The sequence below is a fragment of the Luteipulveratus halotolerans genome (genome assembly GCF_001247745.1).
In the GTDB taxonomy this organism is placed as follows: domain Bacteria; phylum Actinomycetota; class Actinomycetes; order Actinomycetales; family Dermatophilaceae; genus Luteipulveratus; species Luteipulveratus halotolerans.
Genome location: NZ_LAIR01000002.1, coordinates 2,350,160 through 2,370,204 on the forward strand (window position 1 = coordinate 2,350,160; position 20,045 = coordinate 2,370,204).

23 protein-coding genes are annotated in these 20,045 nt (G+C 70.2%); 8 read left to right on the forward strand and 15 right to left on the reverse strand.

Annotated elements, in window-relative coordinates; translation table 11 throughout:
- Positions 1-9 precede the first annotated feature (9 nt).
- On the reverse strand, positions 10-1,308 hold the full coding sequence (locus VV01_RS11860) for an SAM-dependent methyltransferase (protein WP_050670063.1): 1,299 nt from the start codon (positions 1,306-1,308) through the stop codon (positions 10-12).
- Complete coding sequence (locus tag VV01_RS11865) at positions 1,305-2,687, reverse strand: FAD-binding oxidoreductase (protein WP_231635221.1); 1,383 nt, start codon at positions 2,685-2,687, stop codon at positions 1,305-1,307. Before VV01_RS11865 ends, VV01_RS11860 begins: the two co-directional genes overlap by 4 nt.
- 312 nt (positions 2,688-2,999) lie before the next feature.
- Between VV01_RS11865 and VV01_RS11870 the strand changes: the two genes are divergently transcribed.
- From VV01_RS11870 to VV01_RS11880, 3 genes are all read left to right on the forward strand, one after another.
- Entirely contained in the window at positions 3,000-3,626 is a 627-nt protein-coding gene (locus tag VV01_RS11870) for a TetR/AcrR family transcriptional regulator (protein WP_050670065.1), read from the forward strand.
- Positions 3,627-3,719: 93 nt separating this feature from the next.
- A complete protein-coding gene (locus tag VV01_RS11875) occupies positions 3,720-5,288 on the forward strand; it encodes an MFS transporter (protein WP_050670066.1) in 1,569 nt (522 codons plus the stop codon).
- A gap of 84 nt (positions 5,289-5,372) precedes the next feature.
- On the forward strand, positions 5,373-5,642 hold the full coding sequence (locus VV01_RS11880; protein ID WP_050670067.1) for a biotin/lipoyl-containing protein: 270 nt from the start codon (positions 5,373-5,375) through the stop codon (positions 5,640-5,642).
- An 86-nt stretch (positions 5,643-5,728) separates the two neighbouring features.
- Here VV01_RS11880 and VV01_RS23875 read toward each other — a convergent pair whose 3' ends face one another.
- The 6 genes from VV01_RS23875 to VV01_RS11910 form a co-directional block, all read right to left on the reverse strand.
- Positions 5,729-7,627 (reverse strand): DUF2207 domain-containing protein, encoded by a 1,899-nt coding sequence (locus VV01_RS23875; protein ID WP_050670068.1) that lies wholly within the window; start codon positions 7,625-7,627, stop codon positions 5,729-5,731.
- Positions 7,628-7,654: 27 nt separating this feature from the next.
- Complete coding sequence (gene smpB / locus VV01_RS11890; protein WP_050670069.1) at positions 7,655-8,152, reverse strand: SsrA-binding protein SmpB; 498 nt, start codon at positions 8,150-8,152, stop codon at positions 7,655-7,657.
- A gap of 118 nt (positions 8,153-8,270) precedes the next feature.
- On the reverse strand, positions 8,271-9,533 hold the full coding sequence (locus VV01_RS11895; protein ID WP_050670070.1) for a M23 family metallopeptidase: 1,263 nt from the start codon (positions 9,531-9,533) through the stop codon (positions 8,271-8,273).
- Between the two features lie 16 nt (positions 9,534-9,549).
- Complete coding sequence (gene ftsX / locus VV01_RS11900) at positions 9,550-10,470, reverse strand: permease-like cell division protein FtsX (protein WP_050670071.1); 921 nt, start codon at positions 10,468-10,470, stop codon at positions 9,550-9,552.
- Complete coding sequence (gene ftsE, locus VV01_RS11905) at positions 10,470-11,189, reverse strand: cell division ATP-binding protein FtsE (protein WP_050670072.1); 720 nt, start codon at positions 11,187-11,189, stop codon at positions 10,470-10,472. Before ftsE ends, ftsX begins: the two co-directional genes overlap by 1 nt.
- Positions 11,190-11,303: 114 nt before the next feature.
- Positions 11,304-11,741 carry a MarR family winged helix-turn-helix transcriptional regulator gene (locus VV01_RS11910; RefSeq protein WP_050670073.1) on the reverse strand — a complete coding sequence of 146 codons (438 nt, stop codon included), beginning with the start codon at positions 11,739-11,741 and terminating at the stop codon, positions 11,304-11,306.
- A gap of 75 nt (positions 11,742-11,816) precedes the next feature.
- On the opposite strand from VV01_RS11910, the gene VV01_RS24925 reads away from it, so the two are divergent.
- Together VV01_RS24925 and VV01_RS23880 are read left to right on the forward strand one after the other, a co-directional pair.
- Entirely contained in the window at positions 11,817-12,305 is a 489-nt protein-coding gene (locus VV01_RS24925; RefSeq protein ID WP_197275032.1) for a maleylpyruvate isomerase family mycothiol-dependent enzyme, read from the forward strand.
- On the forward strand, positions 12,194-12,457 hold the full coding sequence (locus VV01_RS23880) for a hypothetical protein (protein ID WP_197275221.1): 264 nt from the start codon (positions 12,194-12,196) through the stop codon (positions 12,455-12,457). The genes VV01_RS24925 and VV01_RS23880 overlap by 112 nt, the downstream gene beginning before the upstream one ends.
- Here the strand turns inward: VV01_RS23880 and VV01_RS11920 are convergent.
- Positions 12,454-13,797: an FAD-binding oxidoreductase gene (locus VV01_RS11920; RefSeq protein ID WP_071606559.1), complete on the reverse strand. Its 1,344-nt coding sequence runs from the start codon at positions 13,795-13,797 to the stop codon at positions 12,454-12,456. The genes VV01_RS23880 and VV01_RS11920 overlap by 4 nt on opposite strands.
- Before the next feature lie 223 nt (positions 13,798-14,020).
- Here VV01_RS11920 and VV01_RS11925 point away from each other — a divergent pair, with 223 nt between their 5' ends.
- The 3 genes from VV01_RS11925 to VV01_RS11935 are packed head-to-tail and all read left to right on the forward strand — an operon-like array spanning position 14,021 to position 16,085.
- Positions 14,021-14,791 carry a sensor histidine kinase gene (locus tag VV01_RS11925; RefSeq protein ID WP_050670075.1) on the forward strand — a complete coding sequence of 257 codons (771 nt, stop codon included), beginning with the start codon at positions 14,021-14,023 and terminating at the stop codon, positions 14,789-14,791.
- Complete coding sequence (locus VV01_RS11930) at positions 14,788-15,453, forward strand: response regulator (protein ID WP_050670076.1); 666 nt, start codon at positions 14,788-14,790, stop codon at positions 15,451-15,453. Before VV01_RS11925 ends, VV01_RS11930 begins: the two co-directional genes overlap by 4 nt.
- A gap of 47 nt (positions 15,454-15,500) precedes the next feature.
- Positions 15,501-16,085: a hypothetical protein gene (locus tag VV01_RS11935; RefSeq protein WP_157508817.1), complete on the forward strand. Its 585-nt coding sequence runs from the start codon at positions 15,501-15,503 to the stop codon at positions 16,083-16,085.
- Positions 16,086-16,118: 33 nt separating this feature from the next.
- Here the strand turns inward: VV01_RS11935 and prfB are convergent, their stop codons facing one another.
- The 6 genes from prfB to VV01_RS11965 form a co-directional block, all read right to left on the reverse strand.
- The gene (gene prfB, locus VV01_RS11940) at positions 16,119-17,231 is read right to left on the reverse strand and encodes a peptide chain release factor 2 (RefSeq protein ID WP_050670078.1); all 1,113 of its coding nucleotides are present in this window, start codon (positions 17,229-17,231) and stop codon (positions 16,119-16,121) included.
- Between the two features lie 85 nt (positions 17,232-17,316).
- On the reverse strand, positions 17,317-18,327 hold the full coding sequence (locus VV01_RS11945) for a hypothetical protein (RefSeq protein ID WP_050670079.1): 1,011 nt from the start codon (positions 18,325-18,327) through the stop codon (positions 17,317-17,319).
- Between the two features lie 111 nt (positions 18,328-18,438).
- Complete coding sequence (locus tag VV01_RS11950) at positions 18,439-18,909, reverse strand: pilus assembly protein TadG-related protein (RefSeq protein WP_050670080.1); 471 nt, start codon at positions 18,907-18,909, stop codon at positions 18,439-18,441.
- Complete coding sequence (locus VV01_RS11955) at positions 18,906-19,352, reverse strand: hypothetical protein (RefSeq protein ID WP_050670081.1); 447 nt, start codon at positions 19,350-19,352, stop codon at positions 18,906-18,908. Before VV01_RS11955 ends, VV01_RS11950 begins: the two co-directional genes overlap by 4 nt.
- Positions 19,349-19,774, reverse strand: a complete 426-nt coding sequence (locus tag VV01_RS11960) for a TadE family protein (protein ID WP_071606363.1) — start codon at positions 19,772-19,774, stop codon at positions 19,349-19,351. Before VV01_RS11960 ends, VV01_RS11955 begins: the two co-directional genes overlap by 4 nt.
- Positions 19,771-19,992 carry a hypothetical protein gene (locus tag VV01_RS11965; RefSeq protein WP_231635222.1) on the reverse strand — a complete coding sequence of 74 codons (222 nt, stop codon included), beginning with the start codon at positions 19,990-19,992 and terminating at the stop codon, positions 19,771-19,773. The genes VV01_RS11960 and VV01_RS11965 overlap by 4 nt, the downstream gene beginning before the upstream one ends.
- Positions 19,993-20,045 lie beyond the last annotated feature (53 nt).

Consider the following 20,045-nt stretch of genomic DNA (forward strand, 5'->3'; position numbering starts at 1 on the left):
CGGGCCCGGTCAGACGCCGAAGGTGTGACGCAGCGGGTAGTGCGCGTCGCCGTCGGCGCCGACCTTCACCCCGAGCACCTGGTGCAGCTGGATGTTGTTGCGCTCGAAGTTCAGCGACGAACCGGCCATGTAGAGACCCCAGACACGTGCGGTGCCCTCTCCTGCCTCACGGACGCAGGCGTCCCAGTTGGCGCTGAGGTTCTTGCACCACGCACGGGTCGTCCGGGCGTAGTGCTCACGCAGGTCCTCGACGTGCCGGATCTCGAACCCGTTGTCCTGCATGGTCGACACGATCGTGCCGACGCCCGCGAGCTCGCCGTCGGGGAAGACGTAGCGGTTGATGAATCCGCCTCTCTTCAAACCGTTTCCGGCGTTGTCCGGTCGGGTGATGGCGTGGTTGAGCATGCGCCCGCCGTCGCGCAGACGGCTGTGCAGGAAGGTGAAGTACGCCGGGTAGTTCTTGATGCCGATGTGCTCGGTGAGACCGATCGAGCTGACGGCGTCGAAGCCGGACTCGGTGACGTCGCGGTAGTCGGTGAACCGCACCTCGGCGCGGTCGTCGAGGCCGTCCTCCTTGATGCGCTGCTGGGCCCACGCCGCCTGCTCCTGTGACAGCGTCACACCGAGCGCGGTGACGCCGTAGTGCTTGACCGCGTGGCGCACCATGCCGCCCCAGCCGCAGCCGACGTCGAGCAGCCGCATGCCCGGCTGCAGGCCGAGCTTGCGGGCGACCAGGTCGTACTTGTGGGCCTGCGCCTCCTCGAGCGTGGAGTGGTCCTCGGGGTAGCACGCGCACGTGTAGGTCATCGACGGACCGAGCACCATCTCGTAGAAGGCGTTGCTCACGTCGTAGTGGTGGTGAATGGCCTCGGCGTCACGTCGCTTGGAGTGACGCATGCCCTCGACCTGACGGCGCCATGCCGGCACGGCCTCCTCCTGGGGCAGCTCGGGCGGCCGGAAGGAGGAGATGCCGAGCGAGCGCAGGATCTGAGGCAGCTCGGAGAGGGCCGGACGCTGCACGAGCTGCTTGTCGAGGAACACCGCGAGCAGGTCGTACGGATCGCCCGGGTCGGCGCCCTTCAGGGTCAGGTCGCCCTGGACGTACGCCCGCGCGAGCCCCAGCTCGCCCGGAGCCGTCACGAGGTAGCGCAGCCCCCGCTCGTTGTCGATCCGCACCACGATGCTGGAGTCCTTGCGGCCGCCGACCGAGCCGTCGTACGCCTCGAGCCGGAACGGGACCTCCGGACCGAAGATCTTGTCGGCCACCTCGCCGATCGTCAGCCGGCCGCTACCGGTCGTCGTGCTCATCGTCGTCCCACCGCCTTGGCGTAGAGGTCGGGCAGTCGCCCGTCCGGGTCGTAGGTCTTCTTGACCTGCTGATAGGTGTCGCCGCCGTACAGAGCCCAGAACGTCGGCTCGTCGTAGTAGGCGTCGGAGTAGAGGGACTTGTGGCCGCCCAGCTGCTCGACCTCGGCCTCGATGCGCTTGTTGGCGTCGCCGTCAGAGCCGCCCTCGGGGATCTCGACGGTCGACCAGAACCCGACGTTGACGTACGTTTCGCCGACCTTGAGCGGGTACAGCGGCCACGGCTGCTCACCGTGCTCGTGATCGCGAACAGCCAACGGGCACAACCAGATCGGCTCGATCGGCACGTTGTCGAGGAACCAGCTCATGAACTCCTCGGTGCGCTCGATCGGCACCTCGACGTCCTGGACCACGCGCTCGCGCGGGAGCTTGCCCTGCCGCGCCTCCTTCCGGGCCCACCAGCCGTGGCGGTTCTCGAAGCGGATGATCTTGCCGTAGACGTCGCTGCGCAGGTAGCGCCGGGGGATGAAGCGCCGCACGCGCGGGTTCTGCACGCCAAACGCACGCGAGCACCAGAACCAGTCGGTGTCCCAGCGCCACAGGTAGTCGCGGACCGTGAGGTAGTCCTCGGCGTGCTGCTGGACGGAGCGGTAGAAGATCTCGCGGCCGGTGTAGTCGGAGGTGTACGGCGCACGCTCGGTCCAGCTGCCGAGCACGAGATAGCTCTCGTCGGCGGAGAACACCACACCGTCCAGGAAGTCGACCGCCTCGCCGTCGTACTCGCGGTCACGCAGCAGCTCGCCCATCCGGTCGACCAGCGCGCCGACGGAGTCGAAGCGCAGGTGTCGCAGGTGGACGTACGGCGCGACCGGGTCGAGGTCGATCTCCAGACGCACGGAGTACCCGAGCGAGCCGTAGGAGTTGGGGAACGCCCGGAACAGGTCGGCGTTCTGGGTGGGTGAGGCCGTGATGATCTCGCCGGCGCCGGTGAGGATGTCCATCTCTCGCACCGACTCGTGCGGCAGGCCGTTGCGGAACGAGCTCGACTCGATGCCGAGCCCGGTGACCGCTCCCCCGAGCGTGATGGTCTTCAGCTGCGGTACGACGAACGGCATCAACCCGTGGGGCAGCGTCGCGTCGACGAGGTCCTCGTAGGTGCACATGCCCTGCACGTGCGCGACCCGACGCTCGGCGTCGACCTCGACGACCGAGCGGAGCTCAGAGACGTCCAGGCCTGGGCGCCCGGTGCCCTCACGCGGGCGGAAGAGGTTGGACGAGCGTTTGGCGAGCCGCACCGGCTCACCGGGCGGGATCTCGGAGAGCTGGGCGCGTAATGCGCCCACGGCCCTGTTGTGCTCGTCCCAGCCCACCGTTGCCGCCACGCTGCTCCTCCTCCGGACGCCCCTGGTCCCAGCGTGCACCCGCCGGGGTCCCGGTGGGCAGTCTGCCTTCGCCATGTGGTCGTCGTCACACGGATATCCGGTTGGCGCCTCTCGGCAACCGGATCTAATCTTTCTCGAGTAGAACGGAACAGTTTCGTTCCGTACGTCGTTGGGAGACGTATCAGGCCTCGTACGCCCCGCTCCTGCACAGGCAGCCGGGCGCGCGGTGCCCGAGGAGTACAGATCCATTGACGACCGATTTATTCCCGCCGCGTGCGACGGGATGGTCCGGACCGGGCAGGAGGAGCACCCATGAACGACACGGCCCTGCGTCCACGCATCGCCGGAGACCGCGAGAGCGCGGTCCTCGACGGCGTCCTCGACGTGCTCGTCGAGGTCGGTTACGATAAGCTCACCTTCGACCTGGTCGCTGCCCGCGTTCGCGCTGGCAAGGCCACGCTCTACCGCCGCTGGCCCACCAAGGCCGATCTGGTCATCGCTGCTGTCAGCCAGGTCAAGGTGTGCCCCAACAACGACGCCGACGCACTCGACACCGGCACGCTCCGAGGCGATCTCGAGGCGTTGATCTGTGGCGATGCCGAGGTGACCGAGCTCCTGCCGTCCGTCATGGCCGCGATCGTCGTCGCGATCCACCGAGACGAAGAGCTCAAGCAGAGCTTTCACGAGCAGATCGTCCGGCCCCGCTACGAGCTGCTGATCGCCGCGTTCGAGCGCGCCCAGCAGCGTGGCGAGATCGGACCCGACGCCGACCTCGAGCTGATCGCCGCAGTGGTCCCCGCGATGGCCATGCGTCACAGTGCAGAGCTCGGCGCGGGTCCCACTACCGAGTACATGCGTGAGGTCGTCGAGCAGATCGTGCTCCCGGCGTGCGCAGCGACTCTGCACGAGCACCACGAACCTGCCACCAAGGGCGGCTGACGATCGCGGACACGAGCTGTCCGCCTGCCGTCCGACACTTCATCCAGAACCCACACCGCACACGCCAACGGACTCCCAAGGAGGGAACCCGCCATGTCGACGTCTGTCGAAACAGCGTCAGGGCAGCAGGAGCAGACCGGCTCCTCGCGCAACCTGATGCTCGCACTGGTGGTCATCGCCAGTGCCCAGCTGATGATCGTGCTCGATGCGAGCATCGTGAACATCGCCCTGCCCCACATCCAGAGCGACCTCGGCTTCACCGACGCCAACCGTCAGTGGGTCGTCACCGCGTACGCCCTCGCGTTCGGCAGCCTGCTGCTGCTCGGCGGACGCCTCGGTGACCTGTTCGGTCGCCGCCGGATGTTCTTCTGGGGCGTCGTGCTGTTCGCCGTCGCCTCACTGCTCGGCGGGATCGCACCGAACGAAGAGCTGCTGCTCGCCTCGCGTGGACTCCAGGGCGCCGGCGCCGCGCTCGCCTCACCGGCCGCACTGGCGCTGATCAACACCACCTTCCCCGCTGGCAAGGAGCGCAACCGCGCCATGGCGGTGTACGCCGCGATGTCCGGTGCCGGTGCTGCCGTCGGCCTGATCCTCGGTGGAGTGCTCACCGAGATCGACTGGCGCTGGACGTTCTTCGTCAACGTGCCGATCGGCCTGCTCGTCGCCGCACTGGCTCCTCGATACCTCGTCGAGTCCGAGGGCCGCGACGCCACGGTCGACGTCCCGGGTGCGGTCGTCGGCACCGCCGGCCTGTTCGGCATCGTCTACGGCCTGTCGCACGCCGCGGAGCAGGGCGCCTCGTGGGGAGACTGGCAGACCCTCGTACCCCTGATCGGCGGAATCGCCCTGCTGGGCCTGTTCGTCCTCGTCGAGCAGCGCGCCAAGCACCCGCTGCTGCCGATGCGCATCCTGGGTGACCGCAACCGCGCGGTCAGCCTGTTCGCGATGCTGCTCGTCGGCGCCGGGATGTTCGGGATGTTCTTCTTCCTCGGCCTGTTCATCCAGCAGGTGCTCGGCTACTCGCCGGTCAAGGCCGGTCTGTCGCTGCTGCCGTTCAGCGTCGGCATCGCGATCGGCGCGGGCATCGCGTCCAACCTGCTCAGCCGGGTCGACCCGCGCTGGATCGCCGGCTCCGGTGGCCTGCTCGCGGCGTTCGGCATGTGGGGCTACACCCACCTGACGGTCGACAGCACCTACGTCTCCGGCCTGCTGCCGTGGATCGTCGTCCAGTCGATCGGTATGGCGTTCCTGTTCATCCCGCTCACGATGACGTCGACGGCCCGCATCAGCGCGAACGACTCCGGCGCAGCGGCGTCCGCACTCAACACCGCTCAGCAGATCGGTGGCGCCGTCGGCGTGGCCGCCCTGTCGACCGTCTTCTCCAGCGCCGCCACCGACAAGGGCAAGGAGCTGATGGCCCAGGTCATGCAGCAGGCCCAGGCGAAGGGTCTGCCTGCCCCGCACACCGCTGCTGAGAAGGCAGCCGCGGCCAAGCAGTTCCAGGCTCAGTACGGCCCGGAGATTCAGACGTTCGCCTCGACCCAGGGCTTCTGGGTTGCGGCGGGCATGCTGCTCATCGGCGCGATCGCCACGTTCATCTTCCTCAACGTCAAGCACGAGGAGCTGGCGACCGACGGCCAGGAGGCCGTGCACGTCGGCTGACCGGTCGATCGGGGGAACCACCGGCGAGGGCCGGGGCGCACACGGCGTCCCGGCCCTCGTCGTAACCGGGCTAGGCTCGCCGACATGCCCTCGCAGATCCGGTACGACGTCGCGGTGGCCCAGCGCGCCGACCTGTCTGCGTCGGGCCAGGTCGCAGCACCGTTCGCCGGAGTGGCCACTCCCCTGGTCGAGATCGGCCAGGTCGTCGAACGAGGCACGCTCGTCGTCACGATCGAGGCGATGAAGATGGAGGCGCCCATCAGCGCACCGTTCTCCGGGCGGGTGGTCTCACTTGTCGAGGACGGAGCGCACGTCAACGGCGGCGACCTCATCGCGGTGATCGATCCCACCTGAGCGCGCCGCCTGCGCGCACGACACCGTTCATGTGGTCACGACGTGACGCGGGGCTCACGGTGTGACCACATGAACCGTTCAGGCCATCACCACGAGCTGGAGCCGCCGCCTCCGCCACCGCCGCCGCTGAACCCGCCGCCCCCGGAGAACCCGCCTCCGCCGAAGCCGCTGCCACCGGACGAACCGGGCGTCGAGGCAAACGTGCCGGCGGCCATCGTCCCGAAGGAGTCGACGCCCTCGGCGATGCCTCCGAAGCTGGGGAAGCCGGTGCCGAGCGGGATGTACCAGAGCGGCATCACGAGTGGACGGCCAGCAGCCGCAGCCGCTTCGGCGACCCGGCCGAACGTCGCGGCCCAGCGGTCGGCGATCCCGAACACGACGGCGTACGGCATGTATCGGCTGAAGATCTGCTCGGCCTGCTCGAACTTGATCTGGTTGGCCTCGGCGGTCTCGAGGTACTGGCGGAAGCCGAGGCTCTGCGCCGTGACGGCCGAGCCCTCAGCCGTCTTGGCGGCCATGTGCTTGCCCATCCATTGGACGATGAACCCGGCGATGCCCAGGCCGATCGGGATGCCGACCGCCGCGCGCATGATCGTCGGGAGCACGAAGAACCCGAGGATCGCGGCGCCGATCAGCAGGAACCCGACCGCACGCCAGCGGCCGCGGGTGGCCTCGGGCGACTTGCGGAACCACCCACGTCGGGTCGTCTCCAGATACATGTACGACTTCGCGCTCTGCAGCGTCGCGGCGAAGTGGTTCTTCAGCTCGGACAGCCGGACCACGTCGCCGCTCTTGAACAGGCCGTCGAGGACGACCTGCTCGTAGTCCATCAGCGGCTCCTCGGCCTGCGAACGGGTACGGGTGAGCTCCCAGTCGGTGCTCTTGAACAGGCCGCCGGACTCGACCTCCTTCATCTGCAGGTAGCCGCGCACCGCGAGGTCGACGACCGTCGCGCTGACGTCGACGGTGCCTGCGTCCTCGTCGATGACCGTGCCCATCAGGCCGGGTCGCACGCCCTGCGGCGGCTGGAACTGCACCGCGGGCGCGGGGCCCTTGCCGCGTACGACGCGCTCGTCCTGGCCGGGCAGCGGCGTGAGCCCGGGAACGGCTGCGGCATAACGCTCGTCGCGGCCGCGCTTCCAGACGAGCAGCCCCATCGCGGAGGCCGCGAGCGCGGGCAGTGCGACGCCGGCACCGATCGAGACGCCTTGCAGCGCGCGGCGCTGATCGGGGGTCAGGCTGTCGCCGAGCTGCCCGCGGTCGTCCTTGTCATAGGAGTCGGGGCTGCCCTCGCGCAGCTCGGGTGCGGTGCTGGTGAAACCGCCCTTGGCGAACGCGGCGACCACCGTCACCTGCTCCCAGCCCTGCAGGCCCTGAGCGGTGTACGTCGCCGCCTGGCCCGGTGTGGCGGTGCACTGCTTGGACTCCTGCGTGAGGCCGTAGTAGCAGGCCGCCTTGGTCACAGCGCCCGGACCGCGGACGGTGATCCTGACGCGGTCGGTCGGGATCGAGGTCTGCGCGCCGGTGACGTTCCAGTAGAGCTCGACGTGCTCGGGCTGGGCGTTGACGACGTGGCCGAGGGTGTAGGAGATGTCGTACTTCTGGGTGCCGCTCACCGTCTCGTCGGGGTCACCGATGCGCAGCACGGTGTTGGCACCGAACTGCTGCTGGTCGACGTCAGCCGGGGCGCCCGTCGGGCTGGACGCACGGACGTCGCTGATGGGGTACGCCCTGTACTTGGCCGGGTCGGGGTCGTAGCCCTGCGAGGTGATGATGTTGCGCTTGATGCCGTGCGACTGGTCACCGGCGAACTGCCAGGTCAGGTGCTCGGTGACCTCGACCGACCCGTCGGGCTGCACGTCGTACTCCGCCTCGAAGGACAGGATGCGCTCACCGGGTGCGGCGGACGCGGCTCCCACCGGTGCGATGACGAGCAGTGCCAGGACCCCCAGGGCAGCCGCGACCGCGGCCAACATCCGACGCATGGCGGTCAGCCTATAGACGGGCCGAGCTCAGCCTCCGCGCTTGAGCCGAACCTGCATCGCGCGCTCGGCCTCACGCTCATCGGTACGCCGACGCAGCGTCTCGCGCTTGTCGTACTGCTTCTTGCCCTTGGCGAGCGCGATCTCGACCTTGACCCGGCCGTCCTTGAAGTACAGCTCGAGCGGGATCAGGGTGTGCCCCGCCTCCTGGCTCTTGCGGATCAGCTTGTCGATCTCGTGGCGGTGCATGAGCAGCTTGCGCTTGCGGCGGGCGGCGTGGTTGGTCCAGGTGCCCTGGACGTACTCGGGGATGTGCACCCCCTCGAGCCACAGCTCGCCGTTCTGCTCGCTGGCGAACCCGTCGACCAGGGACGCGCGACCCATGCGCAGCGACTTGACCTCGGTGCCCATGAGCACCAGGCCGGCCTCGACGGTGTCCTCGATGAGGTAGTCGTGACGGGCCTTGCGGTTGCGGGCGACGACCTTGTTGGAGGTGTCGTCGTCACGCGCCTTCTTCTTGGTGGCCATGGCGGCGCCTCCTTCCGGGCAGGTACGACGGTGGGCGGGCTGAGTGCCCGTCCGCGGGGTTCGCAGCGCCCTACCGTACCTGTCCAAGGCACGCGGGCTCCACGCGATTCCCGGGTGGTCAGCCGATGTAGCCGGCCGGGTCGACGTACTGGCCGTTGGACAGCACGGCGTAGTGCAGGTGGCACCCCGTGGCACGCCCGGTGGCGCCGACCCGACCGATCAGCTGTCCCTTGCTGACGTGGCCGCTGCGGACGGCGAACGCGCTCAGGTGCTCGTACTGCGTGGCCAGCGAGCGGCCGCTCACCTGGCCGTGGTCGACGACGATGTTGTTGCCGGCGATGCTGTTGTGCCCGGCCTCGACGACGTCACCGGCGGCGGAGGCGTAGACCGGCGCACCGCACCCGAAGGCGAAGTCGGCTCCGGCGTGCAGCATCCGGATGCCCAGGATCGGGTGCATCCGGTAGCCGAAGGGCGAGGCGATCTGGCTCTTGGGTGCCGGTCCGGCCAGGAAGTGGCCGTCGCTGCCCGGCGCGGGCGCCGCCGGTGCGGGCCGCCCGCGCGCCGCCTTGGCGCGGGCCCGGGCACGCGCGTCGAGCACCCGCTGCAACCGTGTCGACTCACCGCGCAGCCAGCGCAGGTCGGCGAGCTCCTTGTCCTTGCGCGCCTTGAGCGTGGTGGCCGCCGCGGCCTGGGTGCGCTGCAGCCCCTCGAGCGCGGTCTTGGCCCGGGCGGCGCTGTTGCGCGCCCTGCTGGCGCGGGTGACGGCGGCGGACGACTCGCGCTTCAGCCCGGCCACCCGGGTGCGGATCGCCGTGAGCCGGTTGCCCGTCGCCGTCCCCGCAGCCTGCTGGCCCGAGAGCCGGTGCAGGACACCGTTCTGCTGTCGCAGCACGATGTCGGCCAGCGACAGGTTGTCGGTGACCTCGGAGCCGCCGGACGAGAGCACCTGCAAGGTCATCTCGAGGCGGCCCATCCCGCCCTGCATGTACGTCTGCCGCGCGAGGCCGCCGACCAGCACCTTGGTGCGCCCCTGCGCACGCTGGTTGGCCTTGAGCGCGTTGGTGTTCTTGGTCTCGTCGCTCTGGGCGACCTTGAGCTGTCCGGCGACGTCGTTGTGGTGCCTGGTGGCCGAGCGCAGCTCGCCCTCGGCGCGGTTGAACGTCGTCCGGGCGGCCGTGACCTTGCCGTTGGTGGCGTTGAGGGCCGAGACCGCCTTGGTCAGGTCGCTCGAGACCAGGTCGAGGTCCTTGACCGACGAGGTGATCGCCTGGTCGACCTTCTTCTTCTGGGAGCCCGGGTCGTCCGCAAGTGCAGTGCCGGCCGTGCCGAGCAGCAGTCCGGCGGTGACCAGACCGACCGTCGTACGCCGCAGTCGCGTCATCACGGACCTCACTTCGTCAGACCTTGAGATAGCGCCGCAGTGTGATCCACGACGTCACGACGGCGAGCACGAACCCGCCGATGAGCAGCCAAGGGGCCAGCGTCCACACGTCGCCCTCGCCGATGAGGCTGATCAGCCCCGCCCCGCCCGGTCCGCTGTCGAGCAGACCGGAGACGCCGTAGTGGACCAGCACCCACAGCAGACCGACCGCGAGCGCCGAGCCGATGAGGGTTGCGAGCACCGTCTCGACGACGAACGGGAGATAGATGGTGAGCGCAGAGGCGCCCACGAGCCGCATGATGCCGACCTGCCTGCGGCGGGTGAACGCCACCTGCCGGATCGTGGTGGTGATGAGCAGGATCGAGCAGATCAGCATCACCACCGCGAGCGCGACGGAGCCGACCGACAGCACGTTGAGCAGGTCGAAGAAGGTGTCCAGCACCTTGCGCTGATCGCTGACCGCCTCGACCCCGGGCGCACCGTCGAACGCCGAGACCACCTCGCCGAAGCGGGTCGGGTCGGACAGCTTGACCCGGAAGGACTCGGGCATGGCCTTCTGGTCGATGCTGCCCAGGTAGGGGCTGTTGCGGAACTGCTCCTTGAACCGGGTGTACGCCTGCGCCGAGCTCTCGTAGTAGACGTGCTCGACGAGCGGGTCGAGGCTCTGCAGGTCGCGCTTGATCTGGTCGCGCTGGGCGGCGCTCACGGCACCATCAGCGCACGAGGGCACGTCGGTGGACTGGGCGGTGCACAGGAAGACCGAGACCTGGACCTTGTCGTACCAGTAGCCCTTGGCGGTGTCGACCTGGCGGTGCGCGAGCACCCCTGAGCCGAGGAAGAACATCGACACCATCGACACCAGCACGACCGAGACGACCATGGCCGCGTTGCGACGCAGGCCGCCCCAGATCTCGCTGAGCATGAACTGCAGACGCATCAGTCCTCACCCTCGGTGGCCTCGGCCGTACGCCGGTCGGTGCCGTAGCCGCCGACGGCCTCGTCGCGGACGAGTCGTCCGCGCTCGAGCTCGATGACCCGCTTGCGGAACTGGTCGACGATGCCGTGGTCGTGAGTGGCGACCAGCACCGTGGTGCCGGTCTTGTGGATGCGGTCGAGCAGCCGGACGATCTCCAGGCTGGTGTCGGGGTCGAGGTTGCCGGTCGGCTCGTCGGCGAGGAGGATCGCGGGCTTCTTGACGACGGCGCGGGCGATCGCGACGCGCTGCTGCTCACCGCCGGACAGCTCGTGCGGCATGCGGTCGGCCTTGCCGTCGAGGCCGACCAGGTCGAGCGTCTCGGGCACCATCTGCTTGATGTGGTGGCGGCGGCGGCCCAGCACCTGCAGCACGAACGCGACGTTCTGGGCGACGGTCTTGTTGTCCAGCAGCCGGAAGTCCTGGAACACCACACCGATCCCCCGGCGTAGTGCGGGGACCTTCCGCTCGGGCAGCTCGCGCAGGTCGCGCCCGGCGACGAGCACGGTGCCGGCGGTCGCCACCTGCTCGTGGGTGATGAGGCGCATGAGCGTGGACTTGCCCGACCCGGACGCACCGACGACGAACCCGAACTCGCCCCGGTCGACCTCGAGTGTCACGTCCTTGAGGGCGGGTGCACTCTGCTTGTCGTAGCGCATCGTGACGTTGTCGAGACGAATCATCGGGCGGGGCAACCTCTGAGGTTCGCGGGCAGTGGGGACGCTGCCCTGGCAGGCGATCCACACGGTAGGTGCCCCAGCGCACCGGCGGGCGGTGCCACGCCGACGGACGCCGACTCAGGCGTACGGGTCGGTCACCTCGCGCAGATCGGTGAGGATGCGGTGCAGCGCAGCCGCATCACGGGCTCCGAGGTGCGTCGCCCACTCGCGCTCGAGCTGTCGCTCGACGCGTCGGGCGACCTGCTGAAGGCGGCGGCCCCTCGGGGCCAGTCGCACGAGCCGGGCCCGCGCGTCGGCAGGGTCGACGACCCGCTCGACGTAGCCGGCCTGCTCGAGCTGGTTGACCAGGAACACGGCTGTCTGCTTGGTGATCCGGGCCTGCTCGGCCAGGTCGGTGACGCGGGTGCCGTCGGCGCCGACGCGTGCGAACGCACGGCTCTGCGCGAGGGTGATGTCGTCGTACCCGGCCTCCTGGATCGCCGCCATGACCCGCGTCTCCATGGCCCGCCCGACGACGAAGCACAGCAGGCCGATACCGGGGCCGTCGGACGCCATACGCACACCTCTTGACAGTGGTTCGACCATCGAACGAAAATAGTTCGATCATCGTACTTCGAACGAGGAGTCGAGATGCGCCTCGAAGGCTCTGATCTCTCCGCCGTGTGGCAGACGATCGACCGCGAGCGCAGCCAGGTCGCCGACCTCGTCGACGACTTCTCGGCCACTGAGCTCGCGACCCCGTCACTGTGCGAGGGGTGGACGGTGCGCGATGTGGCCGCTCACCTCGCGCTGGCGCACACCTCGGCGCGCACAGCAGCACGCGAGCTGGTCCGGGCGCGAGGCAGCTTCGACCGGATGGTGCACGACACCGCAGTGCGGCACCGCGCGCCCGTGCCCGAGCTCAGCGCGAGCCTGCGGCAGATGGTCGGTTCCCACCGGACGGCGCCGATGGTGAGACACCACTCGAACCACTGCTCGACGTCCTGGTCCACGCGCAGGACATGGTCGTGCCGCTCGGCCGCGAGCGCGCGATGCCGTTGGAGGCGGCGACGCTCGCGCTCGACCGGGTCTGGTCGATGGGCTGGCCGTTCTTCGCCCGACGCCGGCTGCGGGGCGTGACGCTGCAGGCCACCGACACGTCGTGGACGCGAGGCGCCGGGCCGGTGGTGACCGGCAGCACCGCAGCGCTCCTCCTGCTCGCGACCGGACGACGCTCGGCGGCCCTCCCCCAGCTCAGCGGCCCGGGTGCGCGCACCCTGACGTGGGGCTAGGCCTCCTCGTGCGTCGCCGGCGGCACGTTGTGATTGCGGTGGAACACGTTGGCCGGGTCGTACTCCGCCTTGGTGTGCGCGAGGCGACGACGGGTGGGCTCGGGGAACACCGCAGCCACGTCGTCCGCGTCAGCCGTGCTGAGGAAGCCCGCGTACGCCCCTCCCTCGGCCTGCGCGGCAACCGCCGGCCAGCGCGACGCGAGCGGGTCAGGGGCGCCGGGAGGAACCACGCCGCCGATCTGCAGCATGACCTCCGCGTCGCGGTGCGCGAACGCCGTCGCGTCCGGCGCGACGTCGGCGACCGCGCCGCCGAGGCTGCGCAGCGCGACCATGACGTCGCGATCGGTCCACGCCTTGTCGATCGCCCACACCAGGTCGTCGGTCAGCTCCGACGGAAGGGCGTTGCGGACGACCATCCGCAGTCCGGGCGGGAGGCCCTGCTCGTCGGCGAGCACCTGCGCGTAGGGCAGCTGGGCCAGGTCGCAGCGCAGCACCTCACCGATGCCGAGCAGCGGCTCGATCGCGGCATCGGCGCCGGCCTCGTCATCGTCGGCGAAGCACACGGTGAGCAGCACCGATGGCGCGTTGCCCATCATCCCGGGCATCAGCACCAGCGTGCTCGAGAGACGGCGGTCGGCGGCGCGCATCACGTCGCGCCAGCGCGTGATCAGCCACGGCACATCGGCCACGGCGTAGGTGATCGTCCCGAACTGCACACCGGCCACCGGCTGCGCGATCAGGTCCAGGCGGGTCACGACGCCGACGTTGCCGCCGCCGCCACGAACCGCCCAGAACAGGTCGGGCTCGTGCGTCTCGTCGATCTCGTGCACCGCGCCGTCCGCCGTGACGACCTGCGCGGCGACGATCGCGTCGATGGTGAGGCCGTGCTCGCGCACCATCCAGCCGATCCCACCGCCGAGCGCGAGCCCACCGACCCCGACGCTGCGGGTGTCGCCCGAGCTGATGCCGAGGTCGTACTCCTGCAGCGTGTCGGCGACGGCGCCCCACGTGGCGCCGACGCCCACGCGGACCAGGCGACGGGCAGGGTCGACGTCGATGCCGTCGAGATGCGCGAGGTCGATCACGGCGCCTGACGTGTGCGTGCTCAGCCCAGCACCGGAGTGGCCGCCGGACCGCACCGAGATCTCCAGGCCGGCAGCGACGGCGTACTGCACGGCAGCCTGCACCTGGGCGACGTCGCGCGGCCGCAGGACCACGTCGGGGGTGCCTGCCGCGAAGAAGGTGCGGGCTGCGTCGTCGTACGCCGGGTCGCCGGGCACGAGCACCTCCCCGAGCTCGTCGGGTGCCGGTGGTGCGAGAACTCGTGCTGCTGTGGACATGGCGGGCTCCTTGTCGTTCGGACTGCGTCTGAGCACCGAGCGGGCTCGGCGGTGCACGGGTCCACGCTCGCCGGTGCGCGGCTGCACGTCGTCCGCCGCCGGACGACACCTGAGGCTGCGGCCGACGACGGGCGGCGCAGGCCCGTACACCCCAGGAGACGTACGCCGGACGTACATCTGTGACAGGACGCGCTGCTCGGACCGGCCCGCCTAGGCTCGGCACGTGCGTACTGATCGGGGCTGGAGGCGCTTCTACGCGACCGGGTGGTTCCTCACCGAGGTCGCGACCGTCGTCGCGTTCCGGCGCTGGCACCAACGGGTGACCGAGGTCGAGAACCGCGCGGCCGAGGCCGAGCGCGCCCACGAGGAGGCTGCGCGGCGTACCGCTGAGGAGCGCGTACGCATCGCCCGCGAGCTGCACGACTCGCTCACCCACAGCATCTCGGTGATCAAGGTGCAGGCCGGCGTCGCACGCCACCTCGCCCAGAAGAACGGCGACCCGGTGCCCCCTGCGCTCGCCGCGATCGAGGAAGCCGCCGGCGACGCGGCCCGCGAGCTGCGGCAGACCCTGAGCGTGCTGCGCAGCGACGAGGGCGGTTCGTCGCACGGGCTCGCAGCGGTGCCACGACTCGTCGACCGGGCGACCGCGGCCGGCGTCCCCACCGACCTGCGCACGCACGGACGCACCCGCGCACTGCCCGACGAGATCGACCGCGCGTCGTACCGCATCGTGCAGGAGTCGCTCACCAACGTCGCCCGGCACGCCGGTCCGGCGTCAGCCACCGTCACCATCACGTACGCCGCCGACCGCCTCACCCTCCAGGTCGACGACGACGGCCGCGGCCATCCCGGCGGTACGCCGACCCCCGGGCTCGGTCTCATCGGCATGCGCGAGCGTGCGTCGGCGCTCGGCGGGCGGCTGGTCGCTCAGGGGCGCCCGGACGGCGGGTTCACCGTGCGTGCCGAGCTGCCCCTGCCCGAGGCGCTCGCATGATCCGGGTCCTGCTCGCCGACGACCAGGCGCTCATCCGCACCGGCCTGCGCGCTCTGCTCGACGCCGAGGACGACATCGAGGTGGTGGCCGAGGCGTGCGACGGCGCCGCCGCCCACGAGCTGGCCGTCGAGCACCGGCCCGACATCGTGCTGATGGACGTGCAGATGCCGCGGCTCGACGGCATCGAGGCCACTCGCCGCATCGTCGGCGACGACCGCCTGAGCACGTCGCGGGTCGTCATCCTCACCAACTACGGCCTCGACGAGTACGTCTTCACCGCGCTGCGCGCCGGGGCGAGCGGCTTCCTGGTCAAGGACACCGAACCCGCTGATCTGCTGCAGGCCCTGCACGTCGTCGCCGAGGGTGCGGCCCTGCTGTCGCCCGGCATCACGCGCACGCTCATCAGCGAGTTCGTGTCACGCCCGGCCGCCCGCGTCGCCTCCGACGCGCTCGACGTCCTCACTCCACGCGAGCGTGAGGTGGTCGCGCTCGTCGGTCAAGGGCTGTCCAACGACGAGATCGCCGACCACATGGTCATCAGCGCCACCACCGCCAAGACACACGTCAGCCGCGCGATGACCAAGGTGCACGCCCGCGATCGCGCTCAGCTGGTGGTGCTGGCGTACGAGACGGGGCTCGTCCTCCCCCGCACCCGTGACTGAGACCGGCTCGTGATCAACCTGGCCCCGGTGCTGGGCGTCCTTCCTGCATGAGACGCACGGTGTGCACGGTCGCGCTCGTCGTGGCGGCAGGGATGACGGCCTGCGGCGAGCAGCAGGTTGAACGGGGTACGCCGACGTCGCCCTCCTCGTCGGCACGCCCGTCGGTGACGACTCCGGCTGCCGCACCGACCGGCGTCACACCCGAGGGTCTGCAGGTCCGGCTGGAGCTGCCGCGCACGACGGTTCGCGCCTGCAAGACGCTCACGGGGGCGGTCGTCGTGATCAACCCGACCGGCCGGGCGGTCGACCTGTGGTCAGGGACTGTGCCAGGCGGCCCGGACTGCACGCCCAAGCACGCCGTGCAGCTGGTCGGCCACGGCATCGACACGAGCCCGGCCTTCACCGCGGACTGCGGGTCTCAGCCGCTGCGCATCGCTTCGGGGACCACGCGGGTCCCGATGTCGGCACTCACGACGTACACGTCGTGCTCGCAGGACCATCCGAGCATCGACTCGCCTCGGTGCGGCGCCGACGGCGGACCACCGGGACTGCCGACCGGCCGCTACGAGGCGCGGGTGGTCGGCAGCGTGCTCAGCGCAGCACCGGCGGTCGCGGTGACAGTGACGTCCTGAGGCGAGCGACCGGCGTACGAAAAGCCTTGCGGCTCAGTCCTTCTCGCGCTCCTGCGCACGCTTCCAGCGGACGCCGGCCTCCATGAAGTCGTCGATGTCACCGTCGAACACCGCGTCGGTCTTGCCGACCTCGTGCTCGGTGCGCAGGTCCTTGACCATCTGGTAGGGGTGCAGGACGTACGAGCGCATCTGGTCGCCCCAGCTGGCCTTGATGTCGCCGGCGAGCTCCTTCTTCTGCGCGTCCTCCTCCTGCTTCTTCAGCAGCAGCAGACGGGACTGCATGACGCGCAGCGCGGCGGCGCGGTTCTGGATCTGCGACTTCTCGTTCTGCATCGACACGACGGTGCCGGTGGGGATGTGCGTCATGCGCACGGCCGAGTCGGTGGTGTTGACCGACTGACCACCCGGCCCCGACGAGCGGAAGACGTCGATCTTGAGCTCGTTCTCGGGGATCTCGATCGCGTCGGTGGTCTCGATGAGCGGCACGACCTCGACCGCGGCGAAGCTCGTCTGCCGCCGGCCCTGGTTGTCGAACGGGCTGATGCGCACGAGGCGGTGGGTGCCGGCCTCGACGGCCAGGTTGCCGTACGCGTAGGGCACGTTGACCTCGAACGTCGCGCTCTTGAGGCCGGCCTCCTCGGCGTACGAGGTGTCCATCACCTTGGTCGGGTATCCGTGGCGCTCGGCCCAGCGCAGGTACATGCGCATGAGCATCTCGGCGAAGTCGGCGGCGTCGACACCACCGGCGCCGGCGCGGATCGTGATGACGGCCTCGCGCTGGTCGAACTCGCCGGACAGCAGCGTGCGGACCTCGAGCTCGCCGACGGCCTTCTTGACCGCCTCGAGCTCCTTCTCGGCCTCGGCCAGGGTCTCGGCGTCGTCCTCTTCCTGCCCCATCTCGACAAGGGTCTCGAGGTCCTCGATGCGGCTGTCCATGTTCTCGACGCGGTCGAGCTCGGCCTTGGCCCGCGACAGCGTGGACGTCACCTGCTGGGCCTTGTCGGGGTCGTCCCACAGGTCGGGCGCGGCCGACTGGGCCTCGAGGTCGGTGATCTGGGCGCGCAGCGCGTCGAGGTCGCTGACCTCACGCACCGTCCCCATGGTGGTGCGCAGGTTCTTGATCTCTACAGGGAAGTCGACAGCCACGAGGAGTCAGCCTACGCGGTCGGGCGATCGACGTCGTACGACGACCGGCCGCCCGACCGCACGCGCCGGGTCCGGCGTAGCCAGGTCAGCGCCCCTGTGGCACCGCGTACGCACCCGAGCTCGCGATCACCACGGGCTTTCCCTGGTCGGGAGTGCTGACCAGCAGGCTCACCACGAATCGGCGGACATAGCGCTCCTTGAACGACCCGTCGTCACCCTCGGCCGTGGCGTACGCCTTCTCGAGCTTGATCTTGCGGTCCCCGTCGGCGTCCTGGACGGTGACCTCGCAGTCCAGGCTGAGCACTCCCAGCGTGGCTGACTGGGCGCGGGCCACCCGCAGAGCCGGTGTGCCGACGACCACCGCCGTACTGGCGTCCGTGCCCTTCGGAGTGCCCCACGGACGACAGTCGGTCGTGCCGGACCATCCGTGAGTGGCCTTGTCGCCCGGGGTCTCCTCGGCGTTGGTCCGCCGACGCAGCGCCGTGATCAGGCCGTTCTGCTGGAGGTCGTCGTCGTTGCCGACGTAGATCGACCGGATCACCGTCGGCACCATGTTGGCGAGCTGCTGGCGCTGCGGTGCGGTGAGGACAGCCCCCGCAACCACCTTCGGGATCGGGATCTGCGCCGGGCCGGACATCGAGGCCGACATCTTCCACGACCCGGCGACAGTCGCCGGCACGATCGCGACCATCGACCGCCAGGTCTTGCCCTCGGCCGTCTCAGTGCCGACGTCGACCAGCGCCCACCGGCCCTGGCCGTCGGCCGAGCGCGCACCACCACCGTGCACTGCTCGGACGTCGTGCGAGAAGCCGGCTCCGCCACTGTCCGCGGGGGCGCGCTTGGCCTTCTTGACCCGAGTTCCGTAGACGTCCCCGGCGAGCGTGGTCTCGGTGTCCACCGCGCTCCAGGCGGACTCGTCGTACGCCGGCGCACCCGCGCGCACGATGGCCGCGTTGTTGCGGCGGTCGTAGTCGGTCATCGCCGCACGCGCCTCCGCGAGCGTGAGCGTCTTGGGTGCCGAGGGCGTGGTCGTCGTGGACGGGCGGGAACCCGTGCCGCTCTCCTGACCGCACGCGGTGAGGACAGCGCTGGCCACGAGGGTGGCGGCGATGAGTGGAACTGCTGAAAGTGGGCGCAACATATCGGCTTTCGTGATGGGAGTGAACGGGGTCCGCTGTGGGCTGACGAGATCCGGCGACGGCAGCGGCTAGGGCGACACGTCGGCGCGGGCGCGGGACTCGACGGTGATCGAGATGTCGGGCTCCATGAACCCGAGCAGCCCGCCGAGCAGCGGCGGTCGCACGTTGCCACGCACGCGCACGACGGCCGTCGAGCCGTCCGGGGTGCCCGTGCCCTCGACGACGCCCCACGAGGTGATGTGCGACGGCATCTGCTGCAGCGCCAGGCTGTCGTGCGCCGTACGGCCGACCGACTGATCGGTGAGGCGCAGGCTGGTGCCGACGCCACCGCTGTAGACCGACGCCGGGTCGATGGAGTCGGCCGCATCCGACGCCGCGGCGTCGGCGACGTCGATGAGGTGCATCCGCGCGAGCTGGACGGCCGTCACGTCGACGCCGCCCATCACCAGGATCGCGAGCAGCGCGAACAACCCGGCGATGAGGATCGAGATGCGGCCCTCGTCGCCGCGACGACGCAACCGGCGCTGCAGCCGTCTCATCTCGCCGCCCCGAACCGGTCGACCCGTTCGGTGTGGTCGGCGCTGACGGTCACGCTCGTCGGCAGCACGCCCGCGAGCAGGTCGGGCACGAGTGGCAGGCGGACCTCGACGACGGCGCGGGTGCGCACGAGCGCGTCACGCGTCAGGCACGGGCTCGCATCGCACGACACGCTCACCGTGCCCTGCTCGAAACCCTGGTCCTGGAACGCCATCCGGCCCGCGACCTGGGCGCGCGCCGCACCCTCGGACTCCGACGAGGCCGTGACGTAGGTACGGCCCGCCTCACGGGAGGCTGCCGCGACGGCGTACGTGCCCGCCTGCAGCCGCGCGAGCGCCACGACGAGGTAGAACACCGGCAGCGTCATCAGCACGCCGAGCACGATGAACTCGACCACCGCACTCCCCCGCTCGCGGCGTCGCAGCAGCCGCTTCAGCACGCTCACTGGTCCTCCGCGTACGCACGGGCCGACACCGTGAGCTCATCCCCCGGACCGAACGGTCCGAGCACCGGCATCGGCGCGACGACCGTCACGCGTACGACGGCCGCGCCGCCCTCCGAGACCCGCTCGGCCCGGACGTCTCGCGCGAACCGGCTCGACACGCTCCCCTTGATGAGGCTGCGCGCCCGCTCTGCTCCGGCCGCGGGCGAGCTGTCGGCACGGGCGCCGTAGCGGGCGCCCTCGCTGGCGTGCGCGATCAGGGTGTTGCGCACGTAGAGCGCGAACCCCAGCTGGAACGCCGCGAGGAACAGCACGATCACCAGCCCGCTGACCATGGCGAACTCCGCGACCGCAGAGCCGCGGTCACGCCGGACACCCCGTCGGACTTCTCGCGCCCCGGCTCGCGTGCCGAGGCGCTGGGTCACTTCGGGCCCTTGACGCCCTCGACGGCGCGGCTGAACATGCCTTCCAGCGCGGGGCCGGCGATGGCCCACAGTGCGGTCACGATGCCGGCGGTCATCAAGGTGATGAGCACCCAGCCCGGCACGTCGCCGCGCTCGCGCTCGGCGCGGTCGGTGACCCGGACCCGTGCCGAGACCAGCGCTCGGGTCACCCGGTCACGAAGTGTGCGGTTGGTCTGCATGATTCCTCCAAAAGTGTTGACAGTGAGGCGGATTCGTCGTCGGTGCGGATCGA